The 17,617-nt window shown below is 69.1% G+C and carries 20 protein-coding genes and 1 pseudogene; 8 read left to right on the forward strand and 13 right to left on the reverse strand.

Annotation, left to right across the window (positions count from 1 at the left end):
• Positions 1–24 precede the first annotated feature (24 nt).
• Positions 25–327, reverse strand: coding sequence for a DUF4235 domain-containing protein (locus tag GPA04_RS19000; protein WP_156225786.1), 303 nt, complete (start codon positions 325–327; stop codon positions 25–27).
• A 200-nt stretch (positions 328–527) separates the two neighbouring features.
• Between GPA04_RS19000 and GPA04_RS19005 the strand changes: the two genes are divergently transcribed.
• Positions 528–731 carry a CsbD family protein gene (locus GPA04_RS19005; protein ID WP_156225787.1) on the forward strand — a complete coding sequence of 68 codons (204 nt, stop codon included), beginning with the start codon at positions 528–530 and terminating at the stop codon, positions 729–731.
• Positions 732–768: 37 nt separating this feature from the next.
• Here GPA04_RS19005 and GPA04_RS19010 read toward each other — a convergent pair whose 3' ends face one another.
• Positions 769–1,464 carry a sigma-70 family RNA polymerase sigma factor gene (locus GPA04_RS19010; RefSeq protein WP_206674281.1) on the reverse strand — a complete coding sequence of 232 codons (696 nt, stop codon included), beginning with the start codon at positions 1,462–1,464 and terminating at the stop codon, positions 769–771.
• A gap of 402 nt (positions 1,465–1,866) precedes the next feature.
• Between GPA04_RS19010 and GPA04_RS19015 the strand changes: the two genes are divergently transcribed.
• Positions 1,867–2,331 carry an STAS domain-containing protein gene (locus GPA04_RS19015; protein WP_156225789.1) on the forward strand — a complete coding sequence of 155 codons (465 nt, stop codon included), beginning with the start codon at positions 1,867–1,869 and terminating at the stop codon, positions 2,329–2,331.
• Positions 2,332–2,363: 32 nt separating this feature from the next.
• Here the strand turns inward: GPA04_RS19015 and GPA04_RS19020 are convergent, their stop codons facing one another.
• The gene (locus tag GPA04_RS19020; RefSeq protein WP_156225790.1) at positions 2,364–3,062 is read right to left on the reverse strand and encodes a GAF and ANTAR domain-containing protein; all 699 of its coding nucleotides are present in this window, start codon (positions 3,060–3,062) and stop codon (positions 2,364–2,366) included.
• 342 nt (positions 3,063–3,404) lie between these two features.
• Here GPA04_RS19020 and GPA04_RS19025 point away from each other — a divergent pair, with 342 nt between their 5' ends.
• From GPA04_RS19025 to GPA04_RS19035, 3 genes are all read left to right on the forward strand, one after another.
• Positions 3,405–4,166 (forward strand): GAF and ANTAR domain-containing protein, encoded by a 762-nt coding sequence (locus tag GPA04_RS19025; protein WP_162458665.1) that lies wholly within the window; start codon positions 3,405–3,407, stop codon positions 4,164–4,166.
• Between the two features lie 354 nt (positions 4,167–4,520).
• Positions 4,521–4,919: an SPW repeat protein gene (locus tag GPA04_RS19030; protein ID WP_156225792.1), complete on the forward strand. Its 399-nt coding sequence runs from the start codon at positions 4,521–4,523 to the stop codon at positions 4,917–4,919.
• 131 nt (positions 4,920–5,050) lie between these two features.
• Positions 5,051–5,824, forward strand: coding sequence for an MBL fold metallo-hydrolase (locus tag GPA04_RS19035; RefSeq protein WP_241680921.1), 774 nt, complete (start codon positions 5,051–5,053; stop codon positions 5,822–5,824).
• 140 nt (positions 5,825–5,964) lie between these two features.
• Here GPA04_RS19035 and GPA04_RS19040 read toward each other — a convergent pair whose 3' ends face one another.
• Positions 5,965–6,162, reverse strand: a complete 198-nt coding sequence (locus GPA04_RS19040) for a hypothetical protein (RefSeq protein ID WP_156225793.1) — start codon at positions 6,160–6,162, stop codon at positions 5,965–5,967.
• A gap of 113 nt (positions 6,163–6,275) precedes the next feature.
• Entirely contained in the window at positions 6,276–6,410 is a 135-nt protein-coding gene (locus tag GPA04_RS21460) for a hypothetical protein (protein WP_277754329.1), read from the reverse strand.
• A gap of 26 nt (positions 6,411–6,436) precedes the next feature.
• Here GPA04_RS21460 and GPA04_RS19045 point away from each other — a divergent pair, with 26 nt between their 5' ends.
• From GPA04_RS19045 to GPA04_RS19055, 3 genes are read left to right on the forward strand one after another with little or no spacing between them, the layout of a single operon-like run.
• On the forward strand, positions 6,437–7,018 hold the full coding sequence (locus GPA04_RS19045) for a sulfite oxidase-like oxidoreductase (protein WP_156225794.1): 582 nt from the start codon (positions 6,437–6,439) through the stop codon (positions 7,016–7,018).
• Positions 7,015–7,740: a ferredoxin reductase gene (locus GPA04_RS19050; RefSeq protein ID WP_206674282.1), complete on the forward strand. Its 726-nt coding sequence runs from the start codon at positions 7,015–7,017 to the stop codon at positions 7,738–7,740. The genes GPA04_RS19045 and GPA04_RS19050 overlap by 4 nt, the downstream gene beginning before the upstream one ends.
• On the forward strand, positions 7,740–7,991 hold the full coding sequence (locus tag GPA04_RS19055) for a DUF6510 family protein (protein WP_156225795.1): 252 nt from the start codon (positions 7,740–7,742) through the stop codon (positions 7,989–7,991). Before GPA04_RS19050 ends, GPA04_RS19055 begins: the two co-directional genes overlap by 1 nt.
• A gap of 80 nt (positions 7,992–8,071) precedes the next feature.
• Here GPA04_RS19055 and GPA04_RS21555 read toward each other — a convergent pair whose 3' ends face one another.
• From GPA04_RS21555 to GPA04_RS19090, 8 genes and pseudogenes are all read right to left on the reverse strand, one after another.
• Positions 8,072–8,911 carry an MFS transporter gene (locus tag GPA04_RS21555; RefSeq protein ID WP_366464993.1) on the reverse strand — a complete coding sequence of 280 codons (840 nt, stop codon included), beginning with the start codon at positions 8,909–8,911 and terminating at the stop codon, positions 8,072–8,074.
• Between the two features lie 70 nt (positions 8,912–8,981).
• A pseudogene (locus GPA04_RS21560) lies at positions 8,982–9,428 on the reverse strand (MFS transporter); the annotation flags it as partial.
• A gap of 267 nt (positions 9,429–9,695) precedes the next feature.
• A complete protein-coding gene (locus GPA04_RS19065) occupies positions 9,696–11,951 on the reverse strand; it encodes an exo-beta-d-1,3/1,6-glucosidase (RefSeq protein ID WP_241680922.1) in 2,256 nt (751 codons plus the stop codon).
• Positions 11,948–12,895 carry an ABC transporter permease gene (locus GPA04_RS19070; RefSeq protein ID WP_241680926.1) on the reverse strand — a complete coding sequence of 316 codons (948 nt, stop codon included), beginning with the start codon at positions 12,893–12,895 and terminating at the stop codon, positions 11,948–11,950. The genes GPA04_RS19065 and GPA04_RS19070 overlap by 4 nt, the downstream gene beginning before the upstream one ends.
• Before the next feature lie 159 nt (positions 12,896–13,054).
• Positions 13,055–14,134, reverse strand: a complete 1,080-nt coding sequence (locus GPA04_RS19075; RefSeq protein ID WP_156225796.1) for an ABC transporter permease — start codon at positions 14,132–14,134, stop codon at positions 13,055–13,057.
• Positions 14,131–14,940 carry an ABC transporter ATP-binding protein gene (locus tag GPA04_RS19080; protein ID WP_156225797.1) on the reverse strand — a complete coding sequence of 270 codons (810 nt, stop codon included), beginning with the start codon at positions 14,938–14,940 and terminating at the stop codon, positions 14,131–14,133. The genes GPA04_RS19075 and GPA04_RS19080 overlap by 4 nt, the downstream gene beginning before the upstream one ends.
• Complete coding sequence (locus GPA04_RS19085; RefSeq protein ID WP_156225798.1) at positions 14,937–15,761, reverse strand: ABC transporter ATP-binding protein; 825 nt, start codon at positions 15,759–15,761, stop codon at positions 14,937–14,939. The genes GPA04_RS19080 and GPA04_RS19085 overlap by 4 nt, the downstream gene beginning before the upstream one ends.
• A 71-nt stretch (positions 15,762–15,832) precedes the next feature.
• Entirely contained in the window at positions 15,833–17,509 is a 1,677-nt protein-coding gene (locus GPA04_RS19090; RefSeq protein ID WP_156225799.1) for an ABC transporter substrate-binding protein, read from the reverse strand.
• Positions 17,510–17,617 lie beyond the last annotated feature (108 nt).

Consider the following 17,617-nt stretch of genomic DNA (forward strand, 5'->3'; position numbering starts at 1 on the left):
AGTTACATGCGGGCCGGGCGCAGCTCAGTCGCCCGGCCACTCCCCTGTCCACCGTTCGAAGGCGCGTGCGCCGGCGCGAGAGACGACCGCTCGGACGGCGGCGAAGATGGCACCCTGCACCAGCGCACCGACGACCACCTCTTTCCAGCTGTACTCGGACTGCAGGGCTTGGGGTGGGTCGTCGTGGTCACCTGGCAGAGCGCGCTTCCACACCTGCTGGAAGATCTGTCCGGCGACCAGGCCCGCCACCAGGCTGGCCACGAGCCCGAACGGCTGGTAGAGAAGCTTCGCTGACGTGTTCGAGGGCTTCTCATGACGTCTGGGCATCGGTCTTCCTCATCTCGCTCGGTTCCGGTCCTCGACGGCGCGTGCCGCGCGCAGGCCCGGGATACCGGTACCCAGACGGACGTCTGTTCACACATCCCTGAGCCCGTACGGCCCCAGGTGCATGAGGGGCTGCACCCTGGGGCACCGGTGGGGACGGCGGTCTCGCAGCGGGCGGGACCCGATGCCTCGAGGAGGACCCCATGGGTATGGACGACAAGGTGAAGAACGCCACCCAGGAGGCGGTCGGCAAGGCCAAGAAGGGGGTCGGCGACGCCACCGACAACCGTGACTTGCAGGCCGAGGGCGCCGGCGAGGAAGCGGGTGCCAAGGTCAAGAAGGCGGCGGAGGACGTCAAGGACGGCGCGCGCGACGCGGCCGACGACATCCGCGACGCCACTCGCTGACGCGGCCGGCCCCGCCGCGCGAGGAGCGGCGCCAGCCTCACCGAGCGGCCGGCACGGTCGAGCTACGGCTGGTGGTCAGCCCCTCGCGCAGGTGGGCAAAGATGCGGGTGAGCCAACGGCTCACCTGCATCTGGGTCACCCCGAACTCCTCGCCGATCTCGCGTTGCGTTCGATACTCGACGAACCGCAGGTGCAGCACGCGGCGGTCACGCTCGCTCAGCTGCTGGAGCAGCGGCGCGAGCAGCGCACGGTCCTCTGCGGAGGCGAGGTGGTCCACGGGATCGGGAACGAGATCGCCCAGCGTCCGGCCGCCCCCGTCCGCGAGTGGTTGGTCCAGGGACAGCGGGCGGCATCCCCGGACGGCCTGCACGGCCTCGGCGTGCTCGTCGCGACCGATCCCCAGGTGTTCGTAGATCTCCTGAGAGCTGGGCACCCGCTCAGCGCCGAGCTCGCCGGCCGCGAGCCCGATCCGGTGCTCGAGCTCCTGGAGCCGTCGCGGCGGGCGGACGACCCAGCTGAGGTCCCGGAAGTACCGCAGCACCTCGCCGCGGATCGTCGGCACGGCATAGCTCAGCAGATCGTGGTGCAGACTGGGATCGAAGCGATGAACCGCCTTGATGAGCCCTTCGCAGGCGACCTGCTCGAGATCCTCCAACGCGATACCGCGGTTGCGATAGCGCGCAGCGACCGCTCGCGCGACGCGGATGTTGAGACGGATGATCTCCCGCTGCATCTCTTGCTGCTCGCGCGGATCGGTCGCCCGATAGGCACGCCACGCCAGCTGCGATGTGAGGTCGGATCGTTCGCCGTGAGAGAGACGGTGCTCGGCTGAAACCAGGCTGTGGGTCGACGTGACCATGGGGCCGACTGCTTCCTCGTTGGCAGTGGCCCGCCATGGGTTTCAGCGGGGTGATACGGATCACTCTACCGCGCCGGCGGAGCCAGCGACGCCAGTTGCACTCGTCGGACGGCGGACCGAGGGACCGTTCAACGGCAAGGGGCTTGAAGCCGATCACCGCGACTCGACTGGTTCGCGATAGCCTTCACCCTTGCATCGTGACCGCTCCTGACCCTGGCGGCTCTCGGTCGCCCCTGACCCTGGCGACGCTCAACGATCTCAGCGTGGAGCCGCCAGGTGGATCATGGAGACGACGTCGCCCGCAGCGGGCGTCGAACAGGTACGGTCACCGTGCTGGCCACCGGCGCAGGTGCGCGGCTGGTGCTGACCGGTGAGGTCGACATCGGCATGAACGCCGAGCTGCACGCCGCCGTGACAGAGCTGGAACAGCTCGGGATGCCGGTCGAGGTGCACACCCGGGACGTGACCTACATCGACACCTCGGTCATGGCCATCCTGGCTCGGCTGGCGTCACGGAACGACCAACGGATCACCCTGGTCGATCCGCCCGCCCTGGTGCAATTCCTGCTGCTTGTCGCGCAGCTGGAGGATGTCGTCGACATCGTCACGCGCCGCGGCACGCCGTCCCGGACGGGCGACGGGCTCGACACGGAGCAGGTTCGCCGTGCGAGTCGTTGCACGTGCTCGTTCTGCAGCTCGCAGCCGAGACGCGCAGCATCGACGCCTCCCTCGCTGTCGTGAACGCGCCCGCCCGAGCCGGCTGATCGCGGCGGTCACAGCCGAAGGCCGAGGTGCACGATGCCGTGCGCGACATCGATGACCTTGACGTTGTGCGTACGTGCATGGCTGCGGATGCGCTCGAACGCGACAACCACGTCCGTCCCATGAGCCTCCGCCAAGATCCCCTTCGCCTGCTCGATCAGGACCCGGCTCTCGAGCGCACGGCGTAGCTGGGCGTTCACGAGCGACTGCTCGTCCAGCGACTCGGACTGCATCAAGAAGCTGGTGGCGAGGTTGGCCAGCAGCTGCGCGGCGACCAGGTCGTCCGGCTCCCACTCGCGCACCTCAGCGTGGTAAAGGTTGAGCGCCCCGACGACCCGGCCGCTGAGCGCCATCGGCAACCCCACGACCGCTCGCATCCCGAGGCGATGCGCCACACGCCGGTACTCGGGCCAGCGGGTCTCGGCCTCGAGATCCGCGACCGCGACGATGCCCCCGGTGCTGTAAGCCTCGGCGCCGGGGCCGACCTGCGTCACCTCCTGATGGCGCTCGAGGTCTTCCAGGTGCGCGGGGATCGTGGTGACGGCGCGTAGCCTGCCTTCCTCCGCGACTGTGACGCCGCTCCCCGTCAAGAACAACAGCTCGGTCAGGCGGAGGGCGAGATCTTGGAGCACGTCGTGGACGTCGTAGTCGCTGACGAGCTTCTCGGTGAACGCCAACGTCGTCGCGACGAAGGAACGTTGGTCATACATGGCGGCGATTCCTGTCCCTTCGCGTGACCGACAGCACTTCCCGTGGCGTCACCAGCGTGCGGCACCGAGGTTGGCTCAAGTCTATGCGTTGAGGCGCCGACGAGGCCGACCCAGCCGGTCGCGTGCGTACCCGGCCCTCTCACCACGACGACACCCGCCCGGAGTAGCCAAGGGCATCGAGTGCACTCATCAGAGCCCCTCGGGGCCCATGAGTCACAGCTGTCGCTCCATGATCCGCCGCGCAGGCGCAAGAGTGCTCTGGGCACGAGCCTCCCGCTGTCGCGCCTAGGATGGGGGAAAGACGTCAGGCGAGAGGCCTGGGGCATGAAGGGGTCTTACCCGATGAGTGACAGCACGCTGGCGCGTGAGCTTGCGCTCCTGGTGGAGCGTCTCCACCAGGCGCCCGACTCCGGTCAGACGGCTGCGGAGGTCGTCGACTATGCCCGCCAGCAGCTCGGGGCCGACCACGCAGGCATCACCCTGATCAAGGGCGGCGGCCAGCTCCAGACCGTGGTGCCGACCGACCCGATCGTCGAAGAGCTGGACCGCCTGCAGAACCAGCTGGGTGAAGGCCCGTGCCATGACAGTGCTTACGAAGGTGAGACCTTCGTCTCTCAGGACCTGGCGGCAGATTCCCGCTGGCCGTTGTGGGCTCCCCGAGCGGTGTCCCTCGGCATCGGTAGTGCTCTCGGTGCTGCACTGGTCGACAAGACGGGTGAACGCAGGCTCGGATCGCTGAACCTCTTCTGGCAGCAGCCTCGGGTCTTCTCCTCCGACGAGCTCGCCTTCGCACATCTCCTGACGCGCCATGCTGCGCTCGCCTTGGTGGCTTCACTGACCGTCGAAGGTCTCAATCTCGCGCTGGACGGCCGCAAGCGGATCGGGCAGGCGCAGGGCATCCTGATGGAGCGGCATGGCCTCGACGAAGATCAGGCCTTCGCGGTGCTGAAGCGGTACTCCCAGGACCACAACATCAAGTTGCGTGAGCTCGCCGAGCAGCTCGTGCAAGACAGACAGCTGCCACGCAACGGCAGCGTGTCGCGTCGTCACAACGGCTCGATCGATCGCGATGAGTCCGCGGGGGCCGAACCCGTAGCGCTGTGAGCGTCGTCGTCGCGCGCTGAGGACCGTCCCGGACACGGCGTAGATCACAACGCTGTGCAGGGTCGGCCGACCAAACGGTGAGGCGTCGAGCGTCCCGGCGCCGTTCATACGCGCTCCCATCCGCAGCGCAGCGTCAGACAGCTCCGCCAGGGTCGATATGTCCTGTGCATGCATTTCCGGTCCATGGGGAACCGGGGCAGGCACCCTTGAACGCACCTGGCTGCCATCACCCTGGGGCCGGCACCAACGTCGAGAGCGCGCTACAGATGACCACGTCGTTGGCACGCGCACCGGGTACGGACGGCGCTCAACGAGACCCCACCCACCTCCTCAAGATCACAGATCGGACTACCCATGCGCGTCATCCCCAGCAAGACCCACACCATCATCGGCGTCCTCGTCGGCATCATCCTGATCGTCGCCCCCTGGCTGCTCGGTTTCAGCGACGAGCCGACGGCGACGCGGGTCGCCATCATCGTCGGCGCCTTCATCCTGGTCAACGAGCTCATCACCACCAGCCCCGCCAGCCCGCTGAAGCTGATCCCGATGCGCGTGCACCTCGTGCTCGACGTCCTGACCGGCATCTTCCTGGCGGCCTCACCCTGGCTGTTCGGGTTCGCCGACGAGGAGACCAACGCGTGGCTCCCCCACCTCGTCGTCGGCATCCTCGTGGCCGGGTACGCCCTGATGACCAACCCGACGGACGCCCGCGACCGCCGCGACGACACCACCACAGCTGCCGCCAGGCGGTGAGCGCCACGCAGGCGCCGTCCCCGGTCCCGACGGCGACCTGACAGGCGCTCCCGCCTGGATGGGCGCGGTCGGCCGGTCTCGATCCGAGGCCGGCCGGCCGCGCCCGGGGCACACCGAAGAAGGAGACACCGATGCCGCTGATGGACACGTCCGCGATCCCCGAGGGGCTGACGACCGTGAGCGACGGCGTCGAGATGATCAGCCACGGCGGCGTCAACTGCTACCTCGTCGACACCGGCGCCGGGCCGGTCCTGGTCGACGGCGGGCTGCCGGGAACCTGGACGCTGTTGCAGCAGGCGCTGGCGGCCCGCGGCCTCACCCCGGCCGACCTCCGTGGCGTGTATCTGACGCATGCGCACTTCGACCACGTCGGGATGTGCCGCCGGCTGCTGGAGGATCACCACACACGGACGCACGTCCATCCGCGCGATGCGCCGCTGGCGCGTCACCCCTACCGGTACGCGCACCAGTCGCCCCGACTCCGCTACCCGTTCCGCTACCCCCGGGCGATCCCCGGTCTGGTCCGGATGACGCTGGCGGGAGGGCTGGCCGTCAAGGGCATCTCGGCGGTCCCCGACGTGCAGCCCGACGAGGTGCTACCCGACACCGGTGGCCTCGTGCCGGTCTTCACGCCCGGCCACACCTATGGGCACTGCGCGCTGCTGCTGCCCGATCGCCACATCCTGTTCTCGGGCGACGCGCTCGTCACCTACGACCCCTACACCGCCCTGACCGGTCCTCGCGTGGTCGCCCGCGCGGCCACGGCCGACGTCACCGCAGCCCTCGCGTCGTTGGACGCGATCGAGGAGACCGGAGCGGCGCTGGTGCTGCCCGGCCACGGCGCACCGTTCCGCAGCGGCGCCGAGGAGGCCGTCGCTGCGGCCCGCAGCGTCGGCGTCGCCTGAAGGGTTTCTCACCCCGCGCCTCGACGGGCGTGTCACAGCATGGCGAGGATCTCGTCGGCGATGGCGTCGATCGGGTCCTGGTCCGGGTCGATGTGCTCGACGGCGCGCAAGCCGATCAGACCCTGCAACGGACAGGCGAGCTATGAATCGGCGAACGCTCGCGGGTCCGTGGGATCCGCTGTCGGGATCGACGGGATCGTGCCGTCGGCCCACGGGGTCAGGGCATGCGGTGAGCGGCGCAGCTCGAGCCTGAGCTGCAGCGCAGCGCCCAGTGCGGGGTCCGCATAACCCTGGAGGCGGGCCCGGTACACCTCCTTGGACCGGCTGTCCGCTCGCATGGGTGCACCTCTTTCGCACTCCCGTACGGCTCTGTGCAGCCGGACCGTTGAGTCGGAGTTGACTGGGTGTTCAGCACCCGAGACAGCGAATCTGGGGTGTCGGAGACCGATCCTCACGGGGTCGCCGGACGGTGCCGCACCATCGAGAAGCCATCGCCACCGGTGACGGCGCTGAGTACGCTGTGCTCGGGATCGCCGATATCGGCACCGACGACGTTGTGGGTGCCCGAGTCATCGACCTCGCTCACCGGATCACTATCTGAGGGGTCGGTACATGGCCATCTTCGGCGGACGTCGTCGCAACGACAACCCGAACCTTCCGCCTGGTCAGCACCTGACCGAGTCCTTCCCCGTGCTGTCGGCCGGCCCCACGCCGTCGATCAGCGCAGACGACTGGGAGTTCTCCATCCGCACCGAGGGCGGCGACATCCACCGGTGGAGCTGGCAGGAGCTCCTCGCTCTCCCGGCCGAGGACGTCACGGTCGACATCCATTGCGTCACGAGCTGGTCCAAGCTGGGCACCGGGTGGAGAGGCGTGTCGCTGGACACCCTGTTCGCCGACGTCGACACGGGCCTGGACTACGTCATGGCGCACTCCTACGGCGGCTACACCACCAACCTCCCGCTCGAGGAGGTTCTCGAGGGGCGGGCATGGATCGCTTACGAGTACGACGGCGAACCGCTCGACCCGGAGCACGGCGGCCCCGCACGGCTGCTGGTGCCGCACCTGTATTTCTGGAAGAGCGCCAAGTGGGTCCGCGGCCTGGTCATGCAGGACGACGACTACCCGGGCTTCTGGGAGGAGAACGGCTACCACCTGCACGGGGACCCGTGGCGGGAGGAGCGCTACGCGTGAGGAGGCCACCTGTCGGCTGGTTCACCGGCAGCCTGGTCCGGGCCACCTCCCTGACTGACTCGGCGCGAAGCCTTACCTTCTCGGTGCCCGGTTGGCCGGGCAACCTCGCTGGGCAGCATGTCGACCTGCGGCTGACCGCATCCGACGGCTACCAGGCCACCCGCTCCTACTCGATCGCCAGCGTCGGACCCGACACCGACGTCGAGCTCGCCGTCGAGCGGCTGCCGGACGGCGAGGTCTCCCCCTTCCTCGTGGACGACCTCGAGGTCGGCGACAGCGTGGAGCTCCGCGGACCGCTCGGTGGCTGGTTCGTGTGGCGACCCGAACACCCCGAACCCGTGCAGCTGATCGCCGGCGGCTCCGGCGTCGTCCCGTTGCTCGCGATGACACGCGCACACACCGACGCGCGCAGCACCGTGCCGATGCAGCTGCTGTACTCGCTGCGCACGCCGGAAGACGCGCTGTACCGGGACGAGCTTCAGCAGCGGTCCTCGACCACTCCCACCACCTGGCACTACACCCGCACGGTGCCTCCGGGGTGGACCCGAGCAGCCGGACGCCTCACGCCGGACGACCTCCGGAGCGCGACGCTGCCTCCCGAGCGGGGACCGCTCACCTTCGTCTGCGGACCGACCGGGTTCGTGGAGACGGTCGCCCGCGGCCTCATCGACCTCGGCCACCAGCCCGACAGCATCCGCACCGAGCGTTTCGGAGGCATCTGATGCAGCACCTCGACGGCAACGTCCTCGCAGGTCCGGCCTCCGAGCTCTTTCCCTCCGAGCCGACGACGACGCGAGGCCAGTGCCTGTCGTGCTCGGACATCGCCACCCTGGCCCAGGCGATGGTCTACGGCGCCCCGATGGGGTACGTCGTCCGCTGCCGTGGCTGCGACGGCGTCCTCGTGGTGATCACCGAGCATGACGGGCAGACGACCGTGAACATGCATAGCCTTCGCCTGCTGTCCGAACTCTGACCGACCGGGAGACTGCGACGTTGCGCGCGTCGTGGGCGCCCGGTGCTCGCCGAGCTCGGTGGCGGTCTCGGCGGGATGCCTCAGTCCGGGAGCGAGGTGTGCTCACCCACGTGCGCGCGCGGCGCAGGGATGAGAGCCGCGACCACGGCACAGAGGACAGCGGCCACGAGGCAGAGCAGCAGGGCGGTCGCGAACCCGGAGCTGCTGGGACCGCTGGCCGCCCCGCCCGCCGTGGAGGCGCCTGCCAGCACGGCGCCGACCACCGCGGCGGCCGTACTCGTGCCGAGCGAGCGCATCAAGGTGTTGAGACCGTTCGCGGCACCGGTCTCGTGCGCGGGCACCGCTCGCATGATGAGCGTCGGCATGGCGGCGTAACCGAGCCCGATCCCGACCCCGATCGCGATGTTGATCGCGAGGATGTGCCCCGCGCGCAGGTCGAGCGCGACGGCGACGGCGTAGCTCAGGGCAATCACCGCGCCACCGGCGACGAAGAGCGCCTTGGGCCCGGTTCGTCGCTCGATGCGGCCGGCCAGCGGTGAGACCGCGAGCATCGCCAGCCCGGCGGGCATCATGATCATGCTCGCCGCGAGGATGTCGAGGCCCAGACCGCCGAGCTCGGCCGGCAGCTCCAACAGCTGCGGGAACACGATGTTGGACCCGAACAACGCGAAACCCATCGCGACCGAGGCCAGGTTGGTCAGCAGCACCGGCGCCCGCGCGCTGACGCGCAGGTCGACCAAGGGGTTGGTCACGCGCATCTCGTAGATGCCCCAGCCGAGCAGGACCACGACGCCGCCGCCGAGCAGACCCAGGGTGGCCGGGGAGAGCCACCCCCCAGTCGCTCCCCCGCGAGATCGCCAGCAGCACGCCGGTGAGCCCGACGGCCAGCCCCACGGCGCCGACCAGGTCGAGCCGCCCACCGGTGCGCATGGTGCTGGGCGGCACCAGTGCGAGCATCAGGACCAGTGAGACGAGTCCGAGCAGCGTCGCCAGGACGAAGACCGCGTGCCACTCGAAGTAGCGCACGACGAGCGCGCTCACCGGGAGCCCGATGGCGCCGCCCACGCCGAGGGTGGCGCTGACCAGTGCGATCGCCGCTCCCAGGCGCTGCTGATGCAGGACGTCCCGCAGGATCGAGATCCCCAGCGGAATCACACCCATGCCGGCGCCCTGCAGCCCGCGGCCGAGGATGAGCAGCCCGATCCCTGGCGACAGCGCGCTGAGGAGAGCCCCGCCTGCGAGCAGCGCCAGCAGGACGACGGCGACGCGTCGCTTGCCGTACATGTCGCCGAGCTTTCCCGAGATCGGCGTGCAGATCGCCGACACCAGCAGCGTGATCGTGATGACCCACGCGGTGTCGTCGCGCGGTGCGTCGAGGAGCTCCGGGAGCTCCGCCTGGATCGGGATGAGGATGGTCTGGGTGAAGGACGCGCTCATCCCCGCGAACGCCAGCGCGGCGATGACGGGTCCCTCGCGGTGGCCGCGACGCAAGCGCGCGCGCTCATCGCGCTTCACGGACGGGCTCGGGCGGGAAGGCTCGGGTCGAGGTGGGGCGCGCGACTCATCGGGAACGACGCTAGCCGACGGCGAGGGCGAGGCGCGGCCCTGCTCAGCGATCACACGGACACGCTGCCGACGGTCAGCACGGCCGGTGCGCGACCCGCGCCCCCACCGCGCGCGGGCGGCTGAGACGGGGCCCCGCCGTCACCGGATCGTGAACCTCGCCGTCAGCAGGGCCTCGTCCCGTGACGACGGACCGACGAGGACGTCGACGTCACCCGGCTCGACGACTCGTCGGCCCTCGGCGTCCACGATCGTGCAGTCCGCGACCGGCAGCGGCAGACGCACACGTGCTGACGCGCCCGGCTCCAGCAGCACCTGCTGGTAGCCCTTCAGCTCCTTGTCGGCCCAGCTCGCGCTGGTGACGTCGTCGCGCACGTACAGCTGCACGGTCTCGCGCACCGGGCGGTGACCGGTGTTGGCGACCGTCACCTCGGCGACGACCACCTGATCGGGTCGCACCGAGGTCGAGGACAGCGTCAGGTCCGAGTACTCGACGGCAGAGTAGGCGCGTCCCTGACCGAACACCCACGCTGGAGACTGCGTGAGGTCGGCGTAGCGGTCACCGTGCTGGCCGCGGATCTGGTTGTAGTACGTCGGTTGCTGCCCGACATGACGGGCGAACGAGATCGGGAGACGCCCACTGGGCTCGACCTGCCCGAGCACGATCTCGGCGATCGCACGTCCGCCCTGCATGCCCGGGTTGGCCGCCCAGAGCACCGCTGCAGCGCCCACCACGCTCGATGGAAGGACGAGCGGCTTCGAGGCCAGCAGCACCACGATCACCGGCGTCCCGGTTGCGATCAGGGCGTCGAGCAGCGCGATCTGTCCCCCGATGAGCTCCAGCGTCGCCGTCGACCGTCCCTCACCGACCAGCTCGATGTGATCCCCGACGACCGCCACGACGGCGTCGGCCTGCTCCGCCTCGGCGACCGCCTCGGCGATCAGCGCATCGTCCGGGTCGCAGGCCCGGACGACGGGTGGCCGCGGCTGCCCGTCGGGGAAGGTCGCTCCGCGCGAGCTCGGCTCGAGGTCGAGGATGTCGGCGCCACGGGAGTAGGTGATCGTCGAGCCCGCGGGTGCGTGCTCCCGCAGCCCGTCGAGCACGGTCACGATCAGCTCTCGCGGCTGCCCGTCGATCCAGCCCGCCTGTCCGGAGCCACCGGCCCAGTCCCCCAGCTGGTACTGGGCGTCGTCGGCGAGCGGACCGGCCACGCTGATCCGCAGCGGCCTGCTCGCCGCGCCGGCCGCGCCGGGGGCGACTCCGAGCGGCAACGTCCCGTCGTTCTCGAGGAGCACGATCGAGCGTCGCGCCGTCTCGAGGTTGAGGTCGGTGTGGGCGGACTGCCCGACGACGCTCTCACGACCCCCGTCCGGCAGGCGTGGGTCCTCGAAGAGTCCGAGGTCGAACTTGATCGTCAGGATCCGGGCGACGGCGTCGTCGAAGGCGTCGTCCGTGAGCAGTCCCGTCTCGACCGCCTCGAGCGCGCCCTCGAAGAATCGGGGCGTCGTCATGATCATGTCGTTGCCGGCCCTCGTGGCCGCCACCGCGGCACGGGCGTAGTCGGGCTGCACCCGCTGCTCCCAGACCATCCGCCCGACGTTGTCCCAGTCCGTCACGAGCATGCCGGTGTAGCCCCACTCGTCCTTCAGGACCTCGGTGAGCAGCCAGTCGTTGACGACGATCGGGACGCCGTCGGTGGTCTGGTACCCGAGCATGAAGGTGCGGCACCCTTCACGTGCCACCCGCTCGAACGGCGGCAGGAACCAGGACCGCAGCTTGCGGCGCGACAGATCGGCCTCGCTGGCGTCGCGACCGCCCTGGGTCTCGGAGTAGCCGGCGAAGTGCTTGGCGGTCGCGAGGATCGCCGTGCGATCGGCCATCCCCTCCCCCTGGTACCCGCGCACCATCGCGCTGGCGAGCTCGCCGATGAGGTGCGGGTCCTCGCCGAACGTCTCGTCGACGCGCCCCCACCTCAGGTCACGTGCGATGCACAGCACCGGCGAGAACGTCCAGTGGATGCCGGTCGCGGCCACCTCGACCGCCGTCGCACGTGCGACGCGCTCGAGCAGCCCTGGGTCCCACGACGCGGCCATGCCCAGCTGGGTGGGGAAGATCGTCGCACCGGGCCAGAACGAGTGGCCGTGGATGCAGTCCTCGGCCACCAGCAGCGGGATCCGTAGCCTGGTCTGTGCGGTCAGCCGGTTGGCCTCCACGATGCGCTCGGGCGAGGTGTGCAGGATCGAGCCGGCGTGGCGCACCTGCACGGCCTCGGCGAGGTCGTCCCGCGCATCCAGCTGGAGCATCTGCCCGACCTTCTCGGCGATGCTCATCCGCGACACCAGATCCGCGACCCGGTCCGCCGTCGGCAGGGCGGGGTCGCGGAACGGCTCGCTCACTCGGTGCCCTTGTCAGCGGGCGCCGGGGTGGGGTGCGCAGCCAGACCGTCCATCTCGGGTCGGACGGCGGTGACGGGCTCGTTGACGTCGAGCCCCTTCTTCTTCATCGCCCGCGCACGTTCGCCCGCGGAACGCAGCCGTGGGTTGACGTACTCGTCGATGCCGAAGTTGATCAACGAGAGCGCGACCCCGATGATCGCGATGCACAGACCCGGGGGCAGGTACCACCACCACTGGTTCTGCTGGAAGGCGCCCTGGGCCGAGGCCCAGTTGAGGATCGTGCCCCAGTTGTAGGTGGTCACCGGGATCACCCCGATGTAGGACAGCGTGGTCAGCCCGAGGATGGCGGCGGTCACGGTGCCCACGAAGCTGGCCGCGATCAAGGCCATCAGGTTGGGCAGCATCTCGATCGTGATGATGCGGCGCAACGGTTCCCCGTTCGCGCGCGCGGCCTGGATGAAGTCACGGTTCCGCAGTGACATCGTCTGGGCACGGAGCACGCGCGCGCCCCACGCCCAGCCGATGAGGCCGAGAACCGCCGCGATCACCCACAGCGGCGGGTCCTCGAACATCGCCGCCACGATGATGATGAGGGGCAGACCCGGGATCACCAGGAACACGTTGGTCAGCGCGGACAGCCCCTCGCTCTTCCAGCCGCTGACGTAGCCGGAGATCACCCCGACGGTGATGGCGATCGTGGTCGCGATGAGCGCCGCGAGGAAGCCGACGACGACGACGCCCCGGGTCCCGTGGATCACCTGGCTCAGCACGTCCTCCCCGATGTGCGTCGTGCCGAGCCAGTGCTCAGCCGACGGTGGTTGGAACCGGGCGGTGTTGTCGACCTGGGTGGGCGAGAACGGCGCAAGGACGTCGGCGAAGATCGCGATCAGCACGAAGAAGGCGAGGATCGCCAGGCCGGCGACCGACTTGCGGTTGCGGAACATCGCGAACGCGGACCCGAGCTTGCTCAGGAACACCCGTCCGCCCGACTCCCTCCCGACAGCAGCGGCGGGGACGTTCGTGGCGGGACGGGAGCCGTCGGTGCCGCGGTCGGCGCCCGTACGAGCGCCGGTTGCCTGCGTCTTGGTCTTGGTGCTCATCTCTCAGACCCCCGCCTGACGTGTCCGTGGATCGAGGAACGCGTAGACGATGTCGGCGAGGATGTTCGCGACGAGCACCGAGATGGTGATCACCAGGAACACGCCTTGCATCAGCGCGTAGTCCTTCGCGTTGGTCGCATCGAGCAGGAGCTTGCCGATGCCCGGATAGCTGAAGACCATCTCCATCACGATCGAGCCGCCCACGATGAAGCCGATCGACAGCGCGAAGCTCTGGATCTGCGGCAGCACGGCGTTGCGCGCGGCGTACCCCCAGAGCACCCGCTGGTTCGGCATGCCCTTGGCCTGCGCCACCGTGATGTAATCCTCGTCCAGGACCGTCAGCATCATGTTGCGCATGCCCAGCATCCAGCCGCCGAGCGAGGCGACCACGATCGTGGCTATCGGGAGCGCACCGTGGTGGAGGACCTGACCGATGAACTCGGCGTTCCACCCCGGCCGCATCCCGACCCCGTAGGCCTTGCCGATCGGAAACCAGCCGAGATTCACCGAGAACACGGCGATCGCGAGCAACCCGAGCCAGAAGTAAGGGATGGTGCTCAGGAACGTGGTGATCGGGATGAGCGCGTCGGCCCTGCTGCCGCGCCGCCAGCCGACGACGGCGCCGCCCACGGTTCCGATCGCGAAGGAGAAGATCGTCGCGACACCCACCAGCCCGATCGTCCACGGCAGCGCCCCGCTGACGACCTCGGTCACCGGGCGGAGCCCGTGGAGCAGCGAGATCCCGAGGTCCCCCTGCGCCAGCAGCACCCAGTAGTCGAGGTACTGCTCGAGCAGGCTCTTGTCGCTGTCGAGGCCGAGCAGGGTCCGCAGCGCATCGGCTGCCTCGGGGCTCACGTTGCGGTTGCGCGAGAGGTACTGCGAGACCGCGTCGCCCTTCATCATGCGCCGAAGGAAGAAGTTGATCGTGATCGCGGCCCACAAGGTGAAGAGGTAGAACGCGGCCCGCCGCCCGAGGTACCGCCACGGGACTCGAGCGCGGCCGCCGTCGGCGCTGGTCGCGGTGGTACCGACCTCGAGCGCATCGGTGTCGAGCTCGGCGAGCTGGGGTTGGACGCCGGTCACTGCGCACCTCCGAGGTTGCCGGCGGCCGAGGCGAAGTGCCGCTCCGGGTCGGGAGACGCCGCACGCAGCTCGCGCGTGTACGGGTTCTGGGGGTCGAGGATGACGTCGTCGGCCGGCCCTTGCTCCACGATGCGCCCCTGGTTGAGGACGATGATCTCGTCGCTGAAGTGGCGCGCGGTGGCGAGGTCGTGGGTGATGTACAGGACTCCGAGGCCTTCCTCGCGCTGCAGGTCAGCGAGCAGGTTCAGCACCCCGAGCCGGATGGAGACATCGAGCATCGACACCGGCTCGTCGGCCACGAGCAGCGTCGGGCGGGACGCCAGCGCACGGGCGATCGCCACGCGCTGCCGCTGACCACCGGACAGCTCGTGCGGTCGTCGGTCGATCACCGCGTCCGGGACCAGGCGGACGCGCTCGAGCAGCCGTCTGACCTCGCCGTCGACCTGATCGTTCGCCGCGAGACCGCCCAGCCGCAGCGGACGTTCGATGTGGTAGCGGATCGAGTGGTAGGGGTTCAACGAGGCGAACGGGTCCTGGAAAACCATGCGCAGCTGCTGCCGGTAGGACCGCAGCGCCTTCCCGCGACGTGGGATCGGTGCGCCGTCGAGCAGCACCTCGCCGCTGGTCGGCGTCTCCAGCTGGATGAGGATCTTGGCGATCGTCGACTTCCCGCTGCCGGACTGGCCGACGAGCCCGATGGTGCGCCCCGACCGGAGCGTGAAGCTCACGTCGTCGAGCGCCTTCATCTGGCCCGACCCTCGGACGTTGTACACCTTGGTGACTCCTCTGACCTCGAGGCGTGTCATCGCACCACCACCCCCCGTTCTCCGGTCAGCCTCGGGAACGAGGACAGCAACGTCCTGGTGTACGCGTCCTGCGGGTCCGTCCAGATCTGCTCGGCCCTGCCGACCTCGACGATCTCGCCCTCGCGCATGATCGCGATGCGGTCGGTGATCTCGAGCAGCAGCGGCAGGTCGTGGGTGATGAAGATGACCGAGAAGCCGAACTCGTGACGCAGCTGGGAGATCTGCCGGATGATCTCGCGCTGCACCAGGACGTCTAGCGCCGTGGTCGGCTCGTCCATCACCATCAGCTGAGGGCGCAGCGCCAGCGCCATCGCGATCATCACGCGTTGCCTCATCCCACCCGAGAGCTCGTGCGGGAACGATCGGGCACGCTGCGCCCCCACCCGGACGAGCTCCAGGAGATCGGCGACCTCGGAGCGTCGCTGCCTGGGGGTCATCTCGGGCCGGTGCACCTCGAACACGTCCTCGAGCTGCGACCCGATCTGCGCCACCGGGTTGAGGGAGTTCATCGCGCCCTGGAAGACCATCGAGATCTTGTCCCACCTGAAGCGGCGCATCTCCTCGGCTCCGAGGGCATTGATGTCGACGTCCTCGCCGGAGGCGTCGTGGAACATCACCGACCCGTTGGTGATGACCGCGGGCGCCTTCAGCAGCCGCTGCACGCCGTAGGCGAGCGTGGTCTTGCCGCAGCCGCTCTCGCCGGCGAGCCCGAGGATCTCACCGCGGGCGAGCTCGAGGGTGACGCCCTTGACGGCGTGCACCGGGGGGTCGACGTCGTAGGTGACCGAGAAGTCGTGGATGGACAGCAACGGTTCGCTCACGTCGGAGCTCGCTTTCGTCGTTCATGACGAGGAGGTGGATGCGCACGTGGCGCACCCACCTCCTCGTGCGATCAGCTGGCGGGCTCCAGATTGGTCAGGATCTGCACGATCGCCGGCTGCGTCGGGTCGGCGGAGGCGTACTGGTCCTCCTCCGTGGGGAACCCGACGTAGTTGCGGGTGTTGTACTCGCCCAGCAACGGGTGCGCACCCAGCGGGATCGCGGGGACGTTCTCGACGAACGCGGTCTGAAGCACCTCGAGGGCCTGCTGCCGGTCCTCGTCCGATGCCGCGTTCGCGTAGCCGTTCAGGGCCTCGGTCACGGCCGGGTCCTCGAAGCGGCCGAAGTTGAACTGCGCCCGGTCGTCGACGATCCACTTCGGGTCCATGGTCGAGGTGTAGAGGCCGTAGGCGTTGCCGGTGTCCTCGAGCCAGTGGATGATCGCCTGGAAGTCGCCCTCCTGGCGGGCCATGTCCCAGCCGCCCCAGTCGGGCTGGTCGACCCTGACCTCGATGCCCAGGGCCTCCTTCAGCTCCTCGGCGATGAGTGCCTGCTCGGTGTTCCAGTCGCTCCATCCGGCAGGCACCGAGATCGAGAACGAGACCGCCTCGCCGTCGGGGTCGATCAAAGACTCGTTCTCCCAGGTGTAGCCGGCATCGGTCAGGATCTGGCGTGCCTTGTCGACGTCGACGGCGTAGCTCTGGTCCGCGTACTGCGGCAAGATCTCGCCCTCGAGCAGAGTGCCGAGGCCCGTGACGCTCCAGATGGGCTCGCTCGCCCCTTCACGTGCGATGTCGACGTAGGCCTGACGGTCGATCACCCAGGCGAGCGCCTGCCGCATCGCCAGGTCGTTGAAGGGCTTGGTCTGCAGGTTGAAGAACACCGTGCCGGCACCCGCGGTCGAGGAGACCAGGAAGTGGTTGTTCTCGTCGGCGGCCAGATAGCTCGACTCGATCTGAGGGATGAAGGCCTGCGCCCAGTCGGCCTCGCCCGAGACCAGGGCCGTGGTGAGCGCGGCGTTGTCGCCGTAGGAGATGTAGTTCAGCTGCGGGACCGCCAGCTCCCCGCCCCAGTACGACTCGTTCGCGGTCAGCGTCACTGACTCGGTCGACCAGACGTCGAGCACGTACGGACCGGTGCCGACAGCCATACCTTCACCCGTCAGCGGGTCGGTGTTCGGGTCCTCGATGTTCTCCCAGATGTGCTGGGGAACGATCGGCGTGTGCAGCACGCGCGACTGGGCGGTGTACTTGGAGTCGGCGAACGACAGGGTGATCTCGTCGCCGTCGACCGACGCCCCCTCGTAGTTCAGGCCCGAGGTGTCGGTCAGCGTGCCGTTCAGGAACTGGTCGAACGTGAACACGATGTCGTCACCGGTGAACTCGGTGCCATCGCTCCACTGGACGCCGCTGCGCGGCACCACGGTGAGCTCGGTGTAGTCCTCGTTCCACTCGACGGACTCGGCGAGCCACGGAGTGGTCCCCAGGTCGCCCGTCGGGTTCACGAGCGCGAGCGGCTCGAAGATGACCTTGGCGTAGCCGTACTTCGAGGCCGAGGAGTCGCCCAGATAGGGGTTGTGCGACTCGGTCGTGATCGCGCCGTCGGGCTTCGCGATCGTGAGAGCGACACCGGGTGAGCTGGTGTCGCCGTCTCCGTCGCCACCACCCTCGCTCGGTGCGCAGCCCGCCACCACGGCGGCGCTGAGAGCGGCGATCGCACCTACGGCGATCAAGGACCTTCTGAGCTTCATTGCTTCTCCTCGAGTCGTCCTCTGTCGGCGGGGAGCACTTCGCTCCGCACGCCATGACCAGCAGGCTGCACCGCCTGCGGACCTGGCTAACTTACTTGTCAGTAAGTG

Source organism: Pseudactinotalea suaedae, assembly GCF_009733815.1.
Lineage (GTDB): Bacteria > Actinomycetota > Actinomycetes > Actinomycetales > Beutenbergiaceae > Pseudactinotalea > Pseudactinotalea suaedae.